Below are 17,458 nucleotides of genomic sequence, written 5' to 3' on the forward strand. Positions count from 1 at the left end.
TTATAAAAGAATCAGGCTCGGAGCTTATATCTGAGCCTCTTTTTTGTATCCACTATACACTGTTCTATTTTTAAATACATCTGTACTACTCTTATTCATTTCGTTATATAGACCCTTTAAATGATAATATTTTCACATATAAACAGCGTTTTTTAACTGTACCATTTTTAATAAAAATATGGTTGCTATCCTCTTTTAACCATGCTATGGTTATATGTATGTAAAACAAAAAAGGAGCGATTCATAAATGATTTTCAATAAAAAAAAGCTATTAGGCGGCATTGCGGTACTTTCTTCTTTTATGCTTGCAGCTTGCGGGAATTCAACCGATGGGAACTCTACAGAAGGTACTGATTTATCTGTCTCTGAGACTCAATGGGACAAAATTGAAGAAAAAGGCGTTTGGAAAGTAGCTACATCTGGAACTCTTTTCCCAAGTTCTTATCATGGTGAAGATAATGAATTAACTGGATATGAAATAGAAGTAGTAAAAAAAATTGCCGATCGTCTAGACGTAGAAATTGAATTTATGGAAATGGGTGTGGACGGCATGCTGACTGCGGTACAAAGTGGTCAAGTGGATGCGGCTGCTAATGGATTTGATATTACTGCTAAGCGTGAAGAAGATTACTTATTCGCTGATCCTTATAAATACTCATTTGGTGGTTTGGTTGTTCGTACTTCTGATGATTCAGGAATTAAAACAATGGAAGATTGGGAAGGTAAAAAAGCAGCAGGTGGTGCTACAACAACGTATATGACTTTAGCTAAACAATTAGGCGCTGAACCTGTTACGTATGATAATGCTACAAATGATATTTTTTTCCGTGATGTTGCGAGTGAAAGAACCGATTTTATCCCGAATGACTATTACGTTTCCAATACCGCTGTTCAGAAATTTGCAGATTTAGGTGTCAAAATGTCCGATTTGAAATATAATCCTTCTGAGCAAGGAATCGTTTTAAGTAAAGATGATTCATCTGTAAAAGAAAAAATTGATCCTGTTATTGCTGAATTGAATGAAGAAGGGATACTAGCTGAACTTTCTAAACAATTCTTTGGTGGCGAGGATGTTTCTCAACCTTTAGACAATGTAGATGATTTACCTGTTATTGAAATCAAAGAGTAGTTTAGGAACCTTATATTCTAGGTAGAAAGTAGGTATAGACGTGGATATAACAAACATAAAATGGGAATACATCTTTAATGTGGGACTAGCCATTGACAGTTTTGGGTACGTCCTTAGTGGAATTGGATATACGCTCCTCATATCAGGATTAGGATTTCTATTCGGAATGATTTTGGGCTTTTTCCTAGCTTTGATGCGACTCTCTCCCTTTTCCATTTTAAGAGGTTTTTCACGTCTGTACGTTTCTTTTATGCGTGGGACTCCTACTCTCGTTTTATTGTTTATTTTATACTTCGGTTTCCCATTTATCGGTATTTATTTTGATGCGGTACCGGCAGCAATCCTTGGATTCAGTCTAAGCTCTTCTGCTTACATCGCAGAAATTATTCGCTCAGCTCTTTCCGCAATCGATAAAGGGCAATGGGAAGCAGGTTTGTCCCTTGGGTTAGGTAGACAAGCAGTTCTATGGAAAATTATTGTTCCTCAAGCTATGCGGATTGCTGTTCCGCCTTTATCTAATGTGATTTTAGATTTAGTGAAGGGCTCTTCCTTAGCAGCCATGATTACAGTTCCTGATATTTTTCAAAATGCCAAAATTGTAGGTGGTCGTGAAAATGATTATATGACCATGTACATTCTGGTTGCTCTTATTTATTGGGGAATTTGTTCTATGTATTCGCTCCTTCAACAACGGTTAGAGAAACGATTTGGATCTTATTAAATTTCTTACAAAAAACGTACATACTCGGCTTATATAATCGTCGAATGTGTACGTTTTTTAATGTTTTAATGCGTATTAAATTGGTTGACCGTTTCTAAATTCAATAAGAATTCTTTTACATCGAGTCCTCCGGCATATCCAACTAAAGATCCGTTGCTTCCAATTACACGATGGCATGGTGTCATAATAGAAATCGGATTTCGATTATTTGCCATCCCTACTGCACGGACTGCCTTAGGATTATCTATTGCAGCTGCAATTTCCTTGTACGTACGAACTTCACCGTAAGGAATTCGTTGCAGCTCAAGCCATACTTGTTGTTGGAAAGGGGTGCCATGGGTATCCATAGGTATATCAAATGTATGACGTTCTCCTTTAAAGTACTCTTCCATTTGTCGTGCCGTTTCCAAAAGAAGCGGAGTATCTTTGCGAGTGGCTTCTGCTCTATTCATTTTCTGGCTTTCTGCTTCTTCAGAGTCTAAGTGTTCTACAAAGGAAATCCCTTTTTCACTTTCTACAAGCAGATACATTCCAATCGGTGACGTTATTATTTTATAAAAAATATCCATCCCCTCCTTCTATTCTTTCATTTTACCATATGTAGAGTAACAGATTAATCATATTTTCTTCAAACTCTTTTGCTATGATTGACTTAGGATATTAAAATATTTAATTATTTATAAAGTTGAGTATCTGATTACCTATTTTTTTATTTTTGTAGTAGAATAGTTATTGTTCAAAACTATTTTAGAAATGAAGTGTTTTTCTTGAAAAATCAATTTTTAGTCAAGGAACTTTGGGACTTGCTGGAAGTAATTCAGGAATCAAAAGACCTGATTGTTGCACCTACTGCTAAAAAATATGGGCTCACCCCCTTCAATTTCGACTTTTAATTGAATTGGATCGTTCGAAAAATCCACCCTTGAACAATCTAGCAACTTCCATGAAAATGAGTAATGGAAATACCTCTACACTCTGCAAGAAATTAGAAAAACAAGGATGGATCGTGCGAGAAAGACGTCTTGATGACGAACGTTACATTTCCTTAAGTCTTTCCAAAAAAGGAAGAGAAGCGATTCATTCTCTGAATGAATATTTGCATGCTCACTATGAGCCATTTCTTGATGAAGTAGATGAGGAGACTATTTCTCACATTCATCTGGGGCTAAAAGAACTAAAGAAAGTTATAGAATTAATTAATTTGGAACAACGAAAGGAAGAAAGTCAGGATGCCAAAAGAACAAAAGAATAAAAACAAAAAAGAAAAAAGAGTTTTTCATTTAACAACCCCCTTGGTAATAATAACCGAAAACCATTAATTTATTATTTATTAATCAGTTTCGCAGTTGTAATGGTGTGGGATGCAATTATTTCACCGATTCTAACAAAAGAAACGATAGAAGAAGTTCCTTACAGTCAATTTATCAGCGAGGTTGATAAAGGAAATGTAACAGAAGTTAAAATGCTCTCAAATGAAATTACCTTTGTTGTAAGAGATGAATCTGATGAAGCAACTATTTATAATACAGGGCTCATAGATGATCCTAACTTGGTAGATCGTCTGGAAGAAGCAAATGTTGTTTTTGCTAGTGAAATCCCTACTGAAGTTTCACCTATTACCAGTTTCCTTTTCTCTTGGGTATTAATGATTGGTATTTTCTGGCTGCTAGGTTCGTTTCTTTCTAAACAAATGGCGAAACGAATGGGCGGTGGCGGTGCTGGAGGAGCTCTTTCTTTTGGAGACTCTAAAGCAAAAGTGTATGTAAAAGCTGGCGATTCTAAACGTTTTGGTGACGTTGCTGGACAAGACGAAGCAAAAGAAGCTTTATCTGAAGTAGTTGATTATTTACATCAACCAGAAAAATATAAAGAGATTGGTGCAAAAAATCCAAAAGGTGTTCTATTAGTAGGACCTCCTGGGACAGGGAAAACGTTGCTTGCCAAAGCTGTTGCTGGTGAAGCGGATGTGCCATTCTTTAGTATTTCCGGTTCAGAGTTTGTGGAAATGTTCGTTGGTCGCGGTGCTGCTAAGGTACGTGATTTATTTAAACAAGCAAATGAAAAAGCTCCTTGTATTGTCTTTATTGATGAGATTGATACGATTGGTAAAAAAAGAGATAGTGGTGGATTCTCTGGAAATGACGAGAGAGAACAAACCTTGAATCAACTATTGGCAGAAATGGATGGATTTGAAGCAAACAAAGGCGTAGTCATTTTAGCTGCAACCAACCGTCCTGAATCTTTAGATGCTGCTCTCTTACGACCAGGTCGTTTTGACCGTCGTGTACCGGTGGAACTTCCAGACTTGGCTGGCCGCGAAGCTATTTTACGTGTACATGCTCAAAACTATAAAATGGATTCAAGTAACATTGACTACAATACGATTGCTCGCGCAACTAGTGGTGCATCCGGTGCTGAGTTAGCAAATATCATCAATGAAGCTGCTTTACGAGCCGTACGTGAGAATCATAAAGAAGTAAAACAGGAAGATTTAGAAGAATCTGTAGAAACAGTTATTGCTGGATATCAACGTAAAAATGCGGTTATATCACCAAAAGAAAAAGAAATTGTTTCGTATCATGAGGTGGGTCACGCATTAGTAGCCGCACTTCAAACAGAATCTGCACCTGTTCATAAGATAACCATTATCCCCCGCACTTCTGGTGCCTTAGGATATACGATGCAAATCGAAGAAGGCGAAAAATCATTGATGAGCCGAAACGAATTGTATAATAAATTGGTTACACTAGCTGGTGGACGTGCTGCGGAAGAAATTATTTTCGGAGCCCAGTCAACTGGAGCTTCTAATGATATCGAACAAATGACTAAAATTGCTCGTGCGATGATTACTCGTTACGGAATGAGTGATACATTCGGTATGATGCAAATTGAAACACAAACCAATCAATATTTAGGTGGCGACTCAACGATGAACGTTTCGTCAGGAACTGCTGAACGAGTGGATCAAGAAGTAATGGAACTTCTTCGCACTGCTCATGAAAAAGCAGGAACTATTCTAAGTGAAAACTTAAATAAATTACATGAACTTTCTCATCATTTACTTGTTAAAGAATCTATTTCTGGGCAAGAATTCATGAATATCCTAAACGAAGCTTAAAATAGTACGTAGATAAAAAATCTCCCACAAGCAGTTTTATTTTCTGCTGTAGGAGATTTTTTTATTTGGACTTCGGTGTTAGTTTCCAATCTAATTTCCCCAGACCATCTTCCGAATCATCAAAAATAATCCGAGCCGCAGTTCCTTTCTCAAAATTAACATTAATCCCCGTTAATTCTTTTGTCCAAAAACCTGTATAAGGTTCGTGCCCTATACAGATAAGGGTAAAATCATCTTTTTCTGCTTGTAGTTGTTTCAAAAACTCTTCAAAGTTTCCACTAGCAAGAAACCTTTTTTCTTCTATTTCTGAGCAATCAAGAGTATTCATTAAAATTTCAGCGGTTTCCTTTGCCCGTATTAAAGGGCTCGTCCATATTTTCAGATGAGATTTTTCTTTTAAAAATGGATACAAGGTTTTTGTAAATACTTTGAATTCTTCCTTTCCTTTGTCAGTCAGTCTTCGTTCAGAATCCGGTTTATCAGTCGTTCTTTTTTCTGCATCCCCATGACGAATCAGAATCAATTCACCTAACATCTCGTTTCCTCCTCATGATTAAAAAAAATGGTTGTTTGTTGTTTCATCCTATCTTAAGTATACCATCTCGAACTTTTGTAAAAAATTAAAGGATTATTACCTTTTTCTGTGTTGTTTGTGCAGCTATGTGGTGAGGCTTGTTGCGGTACAGATGTAATTTGGAGGGATAGCACAACTAACATGAGCTCTTCGTCGCGCTATAGACGTAATTCGCGGGCATACCGCAACCAACATGAGCTCTTCGTAGCGATATAGACGTAATTCGGAGGCATACCGCAACCAACATGAGCTCTTCGTGGCGCTACAGACGTAATTCACGGGCATAGCGCAACCAACTACCTCACTTCTCTAAACTCTAGCATTTTTACCAAAGAAAAAAGGACTGAGAATATTCTCAGTCCTACTTCTTTAAACAAATTGTACATGTTTCCATTTTCCTGAACGGAAGCGCCATTGAATCATCACCCAGCGAACAAATTGGTCAATGATCACAGCAAGCCAAGCACCCATTAAGCCTAGAGCAAACACTTTGATAAAGACATTTGCTAAGATTACCCTTACTCCTAAAATCCCGATAAAGGTGGAGATTAGTGGGAAACGTGTATCCCCGGCACCGCGTAGCGATCCAGCTACAATAAGTTGATTCGCTTGAAAGGGTTGCATCACTGCTGCCATGCGAAGAGCGATCGCTCCGTTCTCGATAATGGCTGGATCACTGGAGTAGAGCCCTACTAGAAATGGTGCACCGACAAACATCAGGATTCCAATAATAAAACCGGACGCACTTCCCATCTTGGAAGCTTGATGGGCATACCTTTGTGCCGCATCAGAATCTCTAGCTCCGAGAGACTTCCCTACTAATGAAGAAGCGGCAATACCAAATGACTGACCAATTACGAAAGAAAGCGACAAGATATTTGTACCAATTTGGTGAGCCGCAAAAACAACCGTTCCTAATCCTGATACGACTTGTACAAATAAGATGATTCCTGTTCGTAAGACTACTTGTTCCAATGCAGAAGGTAATCCAATGGTAACCAGATTTCTCATTGTGCGTTTAGAAAACTTAAATTTATTTTTAAAGGAGAAAAGTAATTCGCTCTTCCCAGACATTAAGTAGCGTGTCATAAAGATACTAGCGATTAGGTTCGCAAATGCTGTTGAAACAGCTGCTCCTACTACGCCTAAAGTAGGAAAACCTAGTAGACCGTAAATTAAAATAGCATTTCCAATTACGTTGAGAAAGTTCACTCGTATATTGATGTGCATCGGTACTTTGGTTTCTCCAATTCCACGAAGAGATCCCGTAATACTAAAGTTATAAGATTGGAATAAGTAACTAATACAAATGATTCGGAAGTAATTAATTCCTATATCAATGGTGTGTTGTTCGGCACCCATAAATGCCATAATTTTCCCTGCATAGATAAATCCGAAAACGGCAATTGGTAAGGAGAGGATCATACTGATAATCATTACATGTTTCGTAACATTTTCCATTTTGCTTTTTTTACCAGCACCATAGTACCTCGCTACGATTGCTGTTCCTCCAACATTTAAGGCTTGTACAACGGCTAATCCTAGAAAGAGAGGTTGATTGGTAACTCCAACTGAAGCAACCGCAGAAGCCGCATAATCTGGATTGGCGATATTCCCTAACATCATCATATCAATCATTCCAAAAACAGAGCCTAGAATTAATTCGATTAAAACAGGCCATGCAATATTTAAAATTTCATTATTTACAGGATTCTTGAACTCAAACTTTTTCTTACTCCCCAACATGTTTTGTAACTTCCAATCTTTTTTATTTTTGAATTTAAATAATGTAAACAGTATACTACAAATTGTTTTGGTTTTCTAATATTCGATTTTGTTAGAATGTGGCAATATAGTTAAAGTAAAGTTTACCATAAATTTTTTTATTAATATTTCTGTTAATAAAATGACACCTAATTCAATGAATGTTTTAAAATATATACAGGTGATTTAAGAAATTACTCCCGTTAAAAAATAGAGTAACTTTCAAGTGGTTCTTTTTAGACTCTTATGTTTTTCAAGTAGTAATGGAAGTTGAACGACTAATTTTTCCTTGCCTTTACAAAATAGACCTCGTAGAGGGACATTTTTAATTGTCCATTATACGAGATCTACTTTATAAAAAAAGGCTTTTATCTACCTATTTAGAATATTCAACAAAAAATTGAAGATCTTTTTGTAATTATCTACAAAATAAAAAGCAATTAGAATAGTAGTATACAAAACAGTGTCATCAAATCGATTTGAATCATATTTTTCCTTATTTCACTAATTCAATTCGTTTTCCATCTAAGAAAACGATTGGTTCAGTAACAACACAATCGATATGAACTCCCGCTTCAGTTACTCCACCGAAAGGTTTGTTGCTTCCAAAAGCAATATGAATCGTCGAAAAAACTTTCTCATCTTCTAATACTATTCCTGTAATTCGAGCAGCAGGGTTGGTTCCGATTCCGAATTCTGCAATGGTACGGCCGTTCCCTTCACCTAGCATTTCCAACAGTTTCTTTCCTAACTCTCCTGTTGCTTCCATTAGCCGACCTTGTTTAATAGTCAATAAAATGGGTTCTTTTACCTTTCCTAATCCTGCAATCGACCCATCAACTAGTAACTGTCCATTAGCAGAGTCTTCAACGGGAGCAATGTAACTTTCCCCAGAAGGAATATTACCGGAATCTCCTTTATTACGGAAAATACCCGTACTAGAAATCCCCTGTCGCTGTTCAATAGAAAAATTAAGTGAATACCCTGCTTTTTCAACCTTTACAGTAGAAGCTGCATTCAACTTAGAAGTATACTTTTCTGTTAATACTACTATTTCTGTAGGATTAGCAGTAATGGCACCTTCCTCTAGCATTTCTTCCGTAATTCCTGGCATTGTTCCTACTCTTACACCTAATTTAGAAGCTTTTTTCGGGCTATCGTGTGAGTTAATGAAGCACTGGTCACACACAAAACAATATCAACTTGGAGCATGGCAGCAGCTACTGCTTTTGGTGGTTCCTCACCTGAATGATAATGAGCCGGAAATTGTAAATAGCATACTTCGTGATTCATCTCTTGAGCTGCTTGATAGAAATAGCTAGCAATCTTTTTCATTTTATCGTCACAAATAATCAAAATCGTTTCATTTGATTGGATAGCAAAGTTATTCAGAAATACTTTCTTGGCATTTTCTATTTGTGAAGACACGTTGTCCCTCCAATACTTCTATCATTTCTCTTCTTTAATAAAACTTGTACGATGTATTACGTAAAATACGTTCAATATCTAAGGCAGTTTCCTTTAATTGGAGAATCATTTTGTTTTGATTGGCTTTTTTCAATCGATAAGTTGGTCCTGAAAGTGTGACAGAGCAATTCACTTTATTCTCAGCATCTCGAATCGGAACAGCTAATGCTACAACATCCGATGTATATTCTCCTTCACTCTTAGCATATCCTTCTAAGCGTATTTTGGTTAATTCTTTTTTAAGTAAATCTGGATCTGTCAGTGTATGAGGAGTGTACTGTGGTAACCCCTCAGCAATTAGTTCATCAACAAAGTATTCTGATTGATAAGCTAGGATTGCCCGATAAGAGGCCCCAGGAAACAATGGGACACTCAAACCAATCTCAGCCGCATACTTTATTTTATAAAGAGGCTCTTCTACCATTAAAGTAACACCATTACCTCCTCGTCGAATTGTAAAAAAGACAGACTCATCCGTTTCTTTTTTCAATTTCAACAAGGAAGGACGAACCAATTCTTCTAAATTTAACGAATCATACATGGTCTGACCCAGCTGCCAGACAGCTAGACCTAACGAGTACTCTTTGGTAACAGAATCAAAATTTAATAATTCCTGCTTAGATAAGGTTTTTAAAATCCGATAAATCGTAGCATAATTTTGTTCCATAGCTGTAGCCAAATCTTTTCCTGACCACTTATTATTCTCTTGAGTAAACATCATTAATACTTGAGCCGCTAAATTAACTGTTTTCAACATACTCTTGTCTCTCCTAATGACCAAATTTCTTTAAAATATACTATCCCTATTTTAAAGAAAGGGAGTTTTTTTAGCAATACTCATACAACTATTCATTTATTCATATAAATAGTCAATAATAGCAGCAGCATATACTTTAGTAGCTAGAATGATTTTTTCTACTTCTACTCGTTCATTATAACCATGAATCGTAGATAAAAAAGCAGGTCCATATTGTAATACAGGTATATCATAGTCTCTGAAATGTCTTGCATCGCTGGAAGCCCATTGCATCACACCATAGGATTCATGTCCGGATATTTCTTGAATATTATTAACGATTGCTTTACAGATTGGATCGGAAGGAGACGTATAGTTCGCTGCGCTCTTAATACCAAACCGGATCATTTCATACTGGATATCTAATTTATCTAGTTCTGAAGTAATGTATTCCGTCACTTCATCTTCTGTAATTCCAAAAGGAAGACGGCAGTCGATTTCTACTTTACATGATTCCGGTACTACATTTGCTTTTGTTCCACCTTCAATTACACCAATATTACAGGAAACACGACCTAGAATTTCTTGGAAGGCTTCTTTTTCTGTTTCTACTTCTCGCATATAGCGTTTCGATATTTCAATTAGCTCTTCAGCTTCAGGAGGGACATCAATTTCGATATCAAAGACCGTTTGGATTCGTTCAATTGCTCGCATCATATCGACTATAGCGTTATTCCCAATAAGTGGAGACAAACTACCGTGTCCTGGTTCACCAAAAACCTCTAAAGAAAACCAGTAAGAGCCCTTTTGACCTAAAGTGGGATTGAATTTAGAAGAAGGTTCTGCGATTAGACAGCCATCTCCTTTTATGAGTCCCTTTTCAAGCAACCAAGGAACACCGTTTTCACCGCCCGTTTCTTCGTCTGGCACGATTGCCAAAACAACTTCACCTGGCAAATCAATATTCAGGTGTTTCATCATTGCGGTTGCAAACATTAATCCACCTAGACCCGCTTTCATATCCGATGCACCACGTCCTAAGAGAAAGCCATCTTTGATTTCGCCACTAAAAGGGTCAAAATCCCATTTATCTAAATTTCCTGCTGGTACAACATCTGTGTGTCCACAATAGATTAACTTCTTGCCTTGTGAATTCCCATAACGAGAAATCAAGTTGAATTGTTTTTCTGCAGCTTCATGCACTTCTGTGTCGATTCCGTATTCTTTCAAATAATTTATAATGAAATCAGATATTTCCGTGGAATCACCAGGAGGATTTTCACTGTTGATTTGAATCAATTGAGAACAAAGCTCCAACAGTTCCTCCTTCTTTTCTTCTACTGCCTGGACGACTTGCTGTTTCAAAGCTTCTTTAGTTGTTTTGCTCATTTTTAACTGCCCCCTTTTTTCCTAATGTTTGAAAATGCTTCATAGATCCATATAATTCTTGAATTTTCTTAAATTCAGCTTCATCGTAAAAGTCACAGTTCTTTTCGCCAAAACGTTTAGCAACTTCGATTCCATATCGCACAACTCCTTCGATATCAATCAAGTGGCTTGCACCAGATGCCGAACCTGCTACTGCTACTTCCGTAGTAATTGCTACACCGACAACTGGTGCATTTACTGCTACACATGGCTGCATGATGCTATTAATATGGAAAAGACCATTTCCATATGGAGTGATATCTTGCATCGTAATCGGCATAGTCACCGGTAGAGTACCAGTTGTCTGTTGGTAAATATCTAGTAGGTCATTACTCATTCGTAAAATATATCCTTCTTTGACGGTTGGAGTAATAGCGAAACCACGATGATTGGTAACAACATTTCCCTTCGTTGTATCGATTGTAAGCACTGCATCCATTTCATCTGAAGCTTCATATTCATTCATCGTTAAAATATCAACAGGAGAACCCATAAATGGAACAGGATGATGTGGCTGTGTAGGAGCAGTTGGACAAATGTGGGTACTAATAATAACATCGCCTGGCAAACGATCCCCTTTCTTTGTCATGTTTAATAATTTAGCTGCGGTTGCAATTGCAGCTAATGCACCGTCTCCGTCGGAAACAAATCCCAACACTTCAGGACGCGCACCAATTCCACCCAAACGACCTATAATTCCTAACGTGGGAGCATCTCCGTCACTTTGTTTTCCATTACTTCCTCTGATTTGAATCTTGATGAAATCAGTACTTCCCTTTTCTCCGTATACTGTTTCTACGTCAATTTCTTCTTCATTCGAGATTGATTCCAGGAACTGTTTAACCTCTTCCCCTGAAATCTTTTTATCATCCAACAATTCATATGCTTCCATTACGTATTTTAATGACATATTTTTTACCCCCTCTTTTTTTAATTATGCGTACTTATCCCATTCGCTCATATGGACTACTAATGGGAATAGCCTGAAGAAGACTCTTGGTATACTCGGTTTGTGGCTGATTATATACTTCTTTTGATGGACCCATTTCTATTATTTTCCCTTGATTCATTACGATGATTCGGTCACACATGTAACGCACAACATTTAAGTCATGAGAAATAAAAAGATAGGATAGTCCCATTTCTTCTTGCAACTGGTTTAATAAATTTAAAATTTGAGCTTGCACCGATACATCTAAAGCTGATACGGATTCATCACAAATAAGTATCTCAGGCTGTAACGCCACCGCTCGAGAAATGTTGATTCTCTGAAGCTGTCCACCAGAAAATTCGTGTGGGTATTTGTTTGCTGAAGAAGCAGGTAGGTCGACCATTTCTAATAAGCGATGTACATTTTTAAGGCGTTCTTCACGGGACCCGATTTGATGAATGATATAAGGTTCCATCAAAGAATAGCCGATTGTCTTTCGTGGATCCAATGTGCCATAAGGACTTTGAAAAACCATTTGAATAGCTCGGCGAAACCCCTTCATCTCTTCTTTTGAAGTTGTAGTAATTTCTTGGTCACGGAAATAAATTTCCCCTTCCGTCGGTTTAATCAGACGGTTTACAAGGCGAGCAATCGTCGATTTTCCACTCCCAGACTCCCCGACTATTCCCAACGTTTCCCCTTTGTATAAATCAAAACTTATATCGTCTACAGCCTTCACGTATTCTCTCTCTCGTTGAAAAGGGAGCGCCTTAGGGATAGGGTAGTATTTTTTTAAATGACGAACACTGATTATTTTTTCTTCCTCCATCTCAACTACCTCCCTTTTATATTTGGACTGGTTCATCCAAAGTAAATTTTGCTACGTAATGTCCTTCTTCTACTTCATTCATTGCCAACTGTTCTTCTTGTTGCATATCTTTAACAAATGCTCCATATGGAATGGTGGGCAGTTCTTCATCATGTATGGTTCCTTGGTTAATTTGTGAACGCAATAGACCTTTCGTGTAAGGATGAACGGGATTATCATAAATTTGTTTGGTCGTTCCACTTTCTACTACATGTCCTTTAAACATGACTATTACACGGTCACACGTTTCCCAAATGACACCCAAATCATGGGTAATCATAATTATGGACGTACCACTGGTTTTCTGTAGTTCTTTCAATAAACTCAAGATTTGAGCTTGGATGGTTACATCTAAAGCAGTAGTTGGTTCATCTGCAATCAGTAATTTGGGCTTACAAGCTAATGCGATAGCAATCATTACCCGTTGCCGCATCCCTCCTGAAAATTCATGTGGATACATCTTGATTTTACGAACCGGATCTTGAATACCTACTCTTTCCAACATTTCCAAGGCTAATTCTCTAGCTTCTTTTTTGGATATAGAATTATGTGCACGAATTGTTTCCACAATTTGATTTTCAACTGTATAAACTGGATTGAGAGTAGTCAATGGATCTTGGAAAATCATTGAGATATCATTTCCACGGATTTTCTGGAATTCTTTTGTGTAAACCCAAGTAAATCCTTTCCTTCAAAGCTCATTTCCTCTGCTGTCACAATAGTTCTCTTCGGTAGTAATCCCATCACAGAAGTTGCTGTAACACTTTTTCCAGAGCCAGACTCCCCTACAATTCCAACTGTTTCATTTTTCCCAATAGTAATATCAATTCCCTTGATGGCGTGAAAGTTTACTTTGGAACTACTTTGAAAGGTCACGTGAAGGTTTTTTATTTTTAATAATTCATCCATATGATGTTCCTCCTTTTAATCATTCAATTTTGGATCCAATGCATCGCGGATTCCATCACCCAGGGTATTTATACCTAGAACAGTAATCAAGATTGCAAGTCCAGAAAAAGTAGCAATTTCAGGATTCAAGAAAAGAAAATCCTTTCCATCTTTTAGAATGGATCCCCAAGAAGCAGTGGGAGGTTGTACACCGAGGCCCAAGAAACTTAAAGAGGCTTCCGAAATAATTGCACCTGCAATACTCATCGTGCCATGAACGACCAATGGTGCCATGCTATTCGGTAATATATGTTGAAAAAGAATATGCCAGTGTCCTGCTCCTAGTGAACGTTGGACCTCAATATACTCCTCTCCCTTTACATTAAGTACTTGTCCACGAACAATTCTCGTGAATCCAGGGATATTTCCTACACCAATGGCAAAAATAACATTCCATAAGCCTTGACCTAGTATCGTCATTAAAAAAATAGCCAGTAGTATGAATGGAAAAGCAGAGAAGCCATCTACTAAACGCGTTATAAAGGTATCAATTGCCCCCCCAAAATAACCAGCAATTAAACCTAGAACTGTACCAATTAGGCCACCTACAACTACAGCGCCTAAGCTGACAACTATAGAGATACGAGCACCATAAACGATTCTACTGAATAAATCTCTTCCAAAACTATCTGTTCCTAAAATATGTCCCATAGCTCCTGGCTTTATAAAAGTTTCTGTGATTTGGATTCGATTAGGCTCATGTGTTGCAATCCATGGAGCAAATAGCGCTACTAATATGACTATTACAATAATAATTAAACCGAAGACAGCAAGCTTGTTTTTTATGAGTTTTTTGAAAAAACCTGGTTTTGTTTCGCCCAATCCATTTTCAACGATTGCTTTTTCCATATTAATTTCCACCTCCGTCATAAGTAATTTTTGGATTAACTACCTTATATGAAATATCAATAATTAAGTTGGTAACTACATAGATTAATGCAATAAAGATGACAACTCCTTGCACTACCCCGTAATCTCTCCGATCAATGGCATCTGTAACCAACTTTCCCATTCCTGGCCAGCTGAAAATTGTTTCTGTCAATACTGATCCACCTAATAATCCTGCTACTTGCATTCCTAAAACAGAAAGGATGGGATTAAAAGCATTTTTCAATGCATGCTTCCAAATAACAGTTTTTTCATTCAATCCTTTTGCTCGAGCCGTTCGAATATAGTCCTGTGAGAGAACTTCCAACATACTAGATCGGGTAATTCGTGCAAAGTTTGCCATAGGAATTGTGGCAAGCGTAATACTAGGCAGTAATAGATGCTTAAAGAAAATAGCAGGACCTTCCGACCAGTTTCCCATACCTGTTGCTGGAAGAATCCCTAGATTGACACTAAACAATAGAACGAGCATGACTCCTAGCCAAAACACTGGCATTGATACTCCAATTAAAGAAATCATCATAACTAGATAATCCAAGAAGGTATTTCTTTTATAGGCAGAGATGATACCAGCGGGGATTCCGATCAACAGGGCAATAAGTAAAGCCGCAGCTGACAAGATAATTGTATTAGGAAATCTTCCCAATATTAATTCTGAAACATCCATGTTATAGGCATAGGAATAACCTAGGTCTCCAGAAAAGAGGCCTTTTAGATAATTAAAAAATTGTTCCGGATAAGATTTATCCAATCCCATTTGTATGGTCATCTTCTGAATTTCTTCTGCACTGGCTTGAGGTCCTAGCAAAGCTGCAGCAGGATTTCCAGGTATGATACGAGTTACAGCAAAAACAATGACTGCTACGATAAAGAGCGTTGGGATTACATTGATGATTCGTTTAATAATATATTTTGACATGGAGTTGGTCCCCTTTCTTAATTACACTATCTGTAATTCTAGTTCTTTTTTGTAATGCGCTTATTCTACCATCATCTTAATTTAATGTAAATCTAATCTTCTTTTATTCTATAAATTCACCAACAACCCTATATAATGAGTTTAAATTTCAAATTTATTCACTTAATTATTTACACTTTCTATATTATGTGTTACATTCTATTAAAGTTGAATGAGATTAAAATCGTTTTCTCATTTACACTATATACAAAGTTATTTCTATAACTAAAAAGGAGGAAGATATTTTGAAAAAGAAAACAAAGACATTTCTTACTCTACTTTCCAGTATCGCACTATTAGCAGCATGTGGAGGAGGAAATGAAGAAAATGATAGTACACAATCAGCAGGCGCAGAATCTACAACTACTCAAACTGGGGGCATTCTTAATATTGGGCTTGCTGCAAATGTAAGTTCATTGGATCCAACTAGCTACACCAGTCAATACGAAGCAAATGTGGTCCGCCAAATTGGTAATACTCTCATCGTATACAGTAAAGACTTTTCTGAATTCATACCTTCTTTATCTACAGAATGGGCTGTTTCGGAAGATGGTCTGACCTATACCTTCCAATTAAGAGAAGGAATAAAATTTCAAGATGGCGATTATCAAGATGGACGAGAAGTAACTGCAGAAGATGTGAAGTTTAGTTTAGACCGTTCTGCTTTTGACTCTGCATTGAATCGGTTGAGTGGAATTGAATCAATAGAAGTGCTAGGGGATTACGAAGTAGCTTTCCATTTAACAACTCCAAGCTCTGCTTTCATGTCGATGCTGACTGATCCAGGGAACATTATTGTTCCAAAAGAAGAAGTAGAAGGATGGGGAGATCAATTTGCTCAGCATTTAGTTGGTACTGGTCCATTCAGTTTAAAAAACTTCCAATCTGGTCAGCAAATTGAATTAGTACGTAATGATAATTATTGGGGAGCAAGTCCAAACCTGGATGGAGTAACATTCAAAATTATTACGGATGGAAATATGATGGTTAATTCTCTTCTTTCTGGTGATATTCATATAGCAACAGATGTACGCGGTCAAAACCGAGAGGTCATTAAACAAGGAAACAACGTGGAACTTGTAAGTATTCCTGGATTCTCTACTTTCTATCTAGATATGAATATGATGAAAGGTCCTACTATGGATAAGAAAGTCCGCGAAGCAATCTATATGGCTACTAATGTAGATGATATTGTTAATGGCGTAAATCAATGGGGAGGTGCTGAAGTTTCCTACTCTCCTCTTCCAAAAGCTTCTTGGGGTTATATGGAAAATTCCAAAGATTTTATTCCTGAATATGATCCTGTAGCAGCAAAAGAACTACTGGCAGAAACTGAATATGCAGATGGTTTCTCTATTAATCTATATCTATCTGATGCACGTATCCCATATGGTACGATTTTCCAAGATCAAATGAAGGAAAACTTGAATATTGATATTCAACTTAATCCACAAGAATGGGGTACCTACAGTGAAACAGTCTCCTCTGGTGAAGCTGACATGAACATTGGTGGATGGTCTTGGGACCCAGATCCTTTCTTCTATCTAAACCAAGAGTTCCATTCTAACAATATCGGTTCATTAGGTAATGGACGTGGGTACAATAATCCGGAAGTTGATGCTCTTTTAGATAACGCACTAACTGAAACAGATCGTGAAAAACGAGTAGATTTGTATCATCAAGCATTAGAAATCATTATGGGAGATCATTCTCGTATTGAAATTGAATTGTCTGAAACAGCAAATGGTCTTTCTAAAGATGTAGAAGGCTATGATGTACGTGCAAATAATGAAGTTGTTATAGTAAATGACGATGGAGTCAATGTATCATTGAAAGATGAATAAAAAATTTTAACGAAAAAACTGGAGCACGAACACTCGTGATCCAGTTTTTTTACTATTTACCTACTAGCACCTATTGCGTATTCA

19 protein-coding genes are annotated in these 17,458 nt (G+C 37.2%); 6 read left to right on the forward strand and 13 right to left on the reverse strand.

Features of this window, described 5'->3' with window-relative positions:
* Nucleotides 1-247 precede the first annotated feature (247 nt).
* Both LZ578_RS10360 and LZ578_RS10365 read left to right on the forward strand, forming a co-directional pair.
* On the forward strand, nt 248-1,129 hold the full coding sequence (locus LZ578_RS10360) for a transporter substrate-binding domain-containing protein (protein ID WP_235145103.1): 882 nt from the start codon (nt 248-250) through the stop codon (nt 1,127-1,129).
* Between the two features lie 46 nt (nt 1,130-1,175).
* Nucleotides 1,176-1,850 carry an amino acid ABC transporter permease gene (locus tag LZ578_RS10365; RefSeq protein WP_235146450.1) on the forward strand — a complete coding sequence of 225 codons (675 nt, stop codon included), beginning with the start codon at nt 1,176-1,178 and terminating at the stop codon, nt 1,848-1,850.
* A 65-nt stretch (nt 1,851-1,915) separates the two neighbouring features.
* Here the strand turns inward: LZ578_RS10365 and LZ578_RS10370 are convergent, their stop codons facing one another.
* Nucleotides 1,916-2,419, reverse strand: a complete 504-nt coding sequence (locus LZ578_RS10370; RefSeq protein WP_235145104.1) for a methylated-DNA--[protein]-cysteine S-methyltransferase — start codon at nt 2,417-2,419, stop codon at nt 1,916-1,918.
* 198 nt (nt 2,420-2,617) lie between these two features.
* On the opposite strand from LZ578_RS10370, the gene LZ578_RS12530 reads away from it, so the two are divergent.
* The 3 genes from LZ578_RS12530 (at nt 2,618) to ftsH (ending at nt 4,968) form a co-directional block, all read left to right on the forward strand.
* Complete coding sequence (locus LZ578_RS12530) at nt 2,618-2,743, forward strand: hypothetical protein (protein ID WP_255763865.1); 126 nt, start codon at nt 2,618-2,620, stop codon at nt 2,741-2,743.
* A gap of 29 nt (nt 2,744-2,772) precedes the next feature.
* Entirely contained in the window at nt 2,773-3,102 is a 330-nt protein-coding gene (locus LZ578_RS10375; protein ID WP_235145105.1) for a MarR family winged helix-turn-helix transcriptional regulator, read from the forward strand.
* A gap of 66 nt (nt 3,103-3,168) precedes the next feature.
* Nucleotides 3,169-4,968, forward strand: a complete 1,800-nt coding sequence (ftsH, locus tag LZ578_RS10380; protein ID WP_255763983.1) for an ATP-dependent zinc metalloprotease FtsH — start codon at nt 3,169-3,171, stop codon at nt 4,966-4,968.
* 61 nt (nt 4,969-5,029) lie between these two features.
* Here ftsH and LZ578_RS10385 read toward each other — a convergent pair whose 3' ends face one another.
* From LZ578_RS10385 to LZ578_RS10440, 12 genes are all read right to left on the reverse strand, one after another.
* Nucleotides 5,030-5,503 (reverse strand): histidine phosphatase family protein, encoded by a 474-nt coding sequence (locus tag LZ578_RS10385; RefSeq protein WP_235145107.1) that lies wholly within the window; start codon nt 5,501-5,503, stop codon nt 5,030-5,032.
* Nucleotides 5,504-5,911: 408 nt separating this feature from the next.
* Nucleotides 5,912-7,288 (reverse strand): MATE family efflux transporter, encoded by a 1,377-nt coding sequence (locus LZ578_RS10390; protein WP_235145108.1) that lies wholly within the window; start codon nt 7,286-7,288, stop codon nt 5,912-5,914.
* A 514-nt stretch (nt 7,289-7,802) separates the two neighbouring features.
* The gene (locus tag LZ578_RS10395) at nt 7,803-8,420 is read right to left on the reverse strand and encodes an aminopeptidase (RefSeq protein WP_235145109.1); all 618 of its coding nucleotides are present in this window, start codon (nt 8,418-8,420) and stop codon (nt 7,803-7,805) included.
* 17 nt (nt 8,421-8,437) lie between these two features.
* Entirely contained in the window at nt 8,438-8,734 is a 297-nt protein-coding gene (locus LZ578_RS10400; RefSeq protein ID WP_235145110.1) for a hypothetical protein, read from the reverse strand.
* Nucleotides 8,735-8,768: 34 nt separating this feature from the next.
* Nucleotides 8,769-9,530, reverse strand: a complete 762-nt coding sequence (locus tag LZ578_RS10405; RefSeq protein WP_235145111.1) for an IclR family transcriptional regulator — start codon at nt 9,528-9,530, stop codon at nt 8,769-8,771.
* A gap of 96 nt (nt 9,531-9,626) precedes the next feature.
* Nucleotides 9,627-10,898 (reverse strand): M20 family metallopeptidase, encoded by a 1,272-nt coding sequence (locus tag LZ578_RS10410; RefSeq protein ID WP_235145112.1) that lies wholly within the window; start codon nt 10,896-10,898, stop codon nt 9,627-9,629.
* Nucleotides 10,882-11,847, reverse strand: coding sequence for a DUF1177 domain-containing protein (locus LZ578_RS10415; protein ID WP_235145113.1), 966 nt, complete (start codon nt 11,845-11,847; stop codon nt 10,882-10,884). The genes LZ578_RS10410 and LZ578_RS10415 overlap by 17 nt, the downstream gene beginning before the upstream one ends.
* Before the next feature lie 34 nt (nt 11,848-11,881).
* On the reverse strand, nt 11,882-12,697 hold the full coding sequence (locus tag LZ578_RS10420) for an ABC transporter ATP-binding protein (protein ID WP_235145114.1): 816 nt from the start codon (nt 12,695-12,697) through the stop codon (nt 11,882-11,884).
* Between the two features lie 16 nt (nt 12,698-12,713).
* Entirely contained in the window at nt 12,714-13,364 is a 651-nt protein-coding gene (locus LZ578_RS10425) for an ABC transporter ATP-binding protein (protein WP_235145115.1), read from the reverse strand.
* The gene (locus LZ578_RS10430; protein WP_235145116.1) at nt 13,361-13,645 is read right to left on the reverse strand and encodes an ATP-binding cassette domain-containing protein; all 285 of its coding nucleotides are present in this window, start codon (nt 13,643-13,645) and stop codon (nt 13,361-13,363) included. The genes LZ578_RS10425 and LZ578_RS10430 overlap by 4 nt, the downstream gene beginning before the upstream one ends.
* Nucleotides 13,646-13,660: 15 nt before the next feature.
* Complete coding sequence (locus tag LZ578_RS10435; RefSeq protein ID WP_235145117.1) at nt 13,661-14,533, reverse strand: ABC transporter permease; 873 nt, start codon at nt 14,531-14,533, stop codon at nt 13,661-13,663.
* A 1-nt stretch (nt 14,534) separates the two neighbouring features.
* The gene (locus LZ578_RS10440; protein WP_235145118.1) at nt 14,535-15,491 is read right to left on the reverse strand and encodes an ABC transporter permease; all 957 of its coding nucleotides are present in this window, start codon (nt 15,489-15,491) and stop codon (nt 14,535-14,537) included.
* Between the two features lie 284 nt (nt 15,492-15,775).
* Between LZ578_RS10440 and LZ578_RS10445 the strand changes: the two genes are divergently transcribed.
* Entirely contained in the window at nt 15,776-17,374 is a 1,599-nt protein-coding gene (locus LZ578_RS10445; RefSeq protein WP_235145119.1) for an ABC transporter substrate-binding protein, read from the forward strand.
* Nucleotides 17,375-17,458: the final 84 nt, after the last annotated feature.

Origin of the sequence: Jeotgalibaca sp. MA1X17-3 (assembly GCF_021513155.1) — a bacterium.
Taxonomy (GTDB): Bacteria; Bacillota; Bacilli; order Lactobacillales; family Aerococcaceae; genus Jeotgalibaca.

What these genes read in the sequence shown, in the direction of transcription:
- LZ578_RS10360 (WP_235145103.1), top strand. Translation starts at nt 248, where the DNA reads ATGATTTTCAATAAAAAAAAGCTATTAGGCGGCATTGCGGTACTTTCT.
- LZ578_RS10370 (WP_235145104.1), bottom strand. Translation starts at nt 2,419, where the DNA reads ATGGATATTTTTTATAAAATAATAACGTCACCGATTGGAATGTATCTG.
- LZ578_RS10385 (WP_235145107.1), bottom strand. Translation starts at nt 5,503, where the DNA reads ATGTTAGGTGAATTGATTCTGATTCGTCATGGGGATGCAGAAAAAAGA.
- LZ578_RS10390 (WP_235145108.1), bottom strand. Translation starts at nt 7,288, where the DNA reads ATGTTGGGGAGTAAGAAAAAGTTTGAGTTCAAGAATCCTGTAAATAAT.
- LZ578_RS10395 (WP_235145109.1), bottom strand. Translation starts at nt 8,420, where the DNA reads ATGCCAGGAATTACGGAAGAAATGCTAGAGGAAGGTGCCATTACTGCT.
- LZ578_RS10405 (WP_235145111.1), bottom strand. Translation starts at nt 9,530, where the DNA reads ATGTTGAAAACAGTTAATTTAGCGGCTCAAGTATTAATGATGTTTACT.
- LZ578_RS10410 (WP_235145112.1), bottom strand. Translation starts at nt 10,898, where the DNA reads ATGAGCAAAACAACTAAAGAAGCTTTGAAACAGCAAGTCGTCCAGGCA.
- LZ578_RS10415 (WP_235145113.1), bottom strand. Translation starts at nt 11,847, where the DNA reads ATGTCATTAAAATACGTAATGGAAGCATATGAATTGTTGGATGATAAA.
- LZ578_RS10420 (WP_235145114.1), bottom strand. Translation starts at nt 12,697, where the DNA reads ATGGAGGAAGAAAAAATAATCAGTGTTCGTCATTTAAAAAAATACTAC.
- LZ578_RS10425 (WP_235145115.1), bottom strand. Translation starts at nt 13,364, where the DNA reads ATGATTTTCCAAGATCCATTGACTACTCTCAATCCAGTTTATACAGTT.
- LZ578_RS10430 (WP_235145116.1), bottom strand. Translation starts at nt 13,645, where the DNA reads ATGGATGAATTATTAAAAATAAAAAACCTTCACGTGACCTTTCAAAGT.
- LZ578_RS10435 (WP_235145117.1), bottom strand. Translation starts at nt 14,533, where the DNA reads ATGGAAAAAGCAATCGTTGAAAATGGATTGGGCGAAACAAAACCAGGT.
- LZ578_RS10440 (WP_235145118.1), bottom strand. Translation starts at nt 15,491, where the DNA reads ATGTCAAAATATATTATTAAACGAATCATCAATGTAATCCCAACGCTC.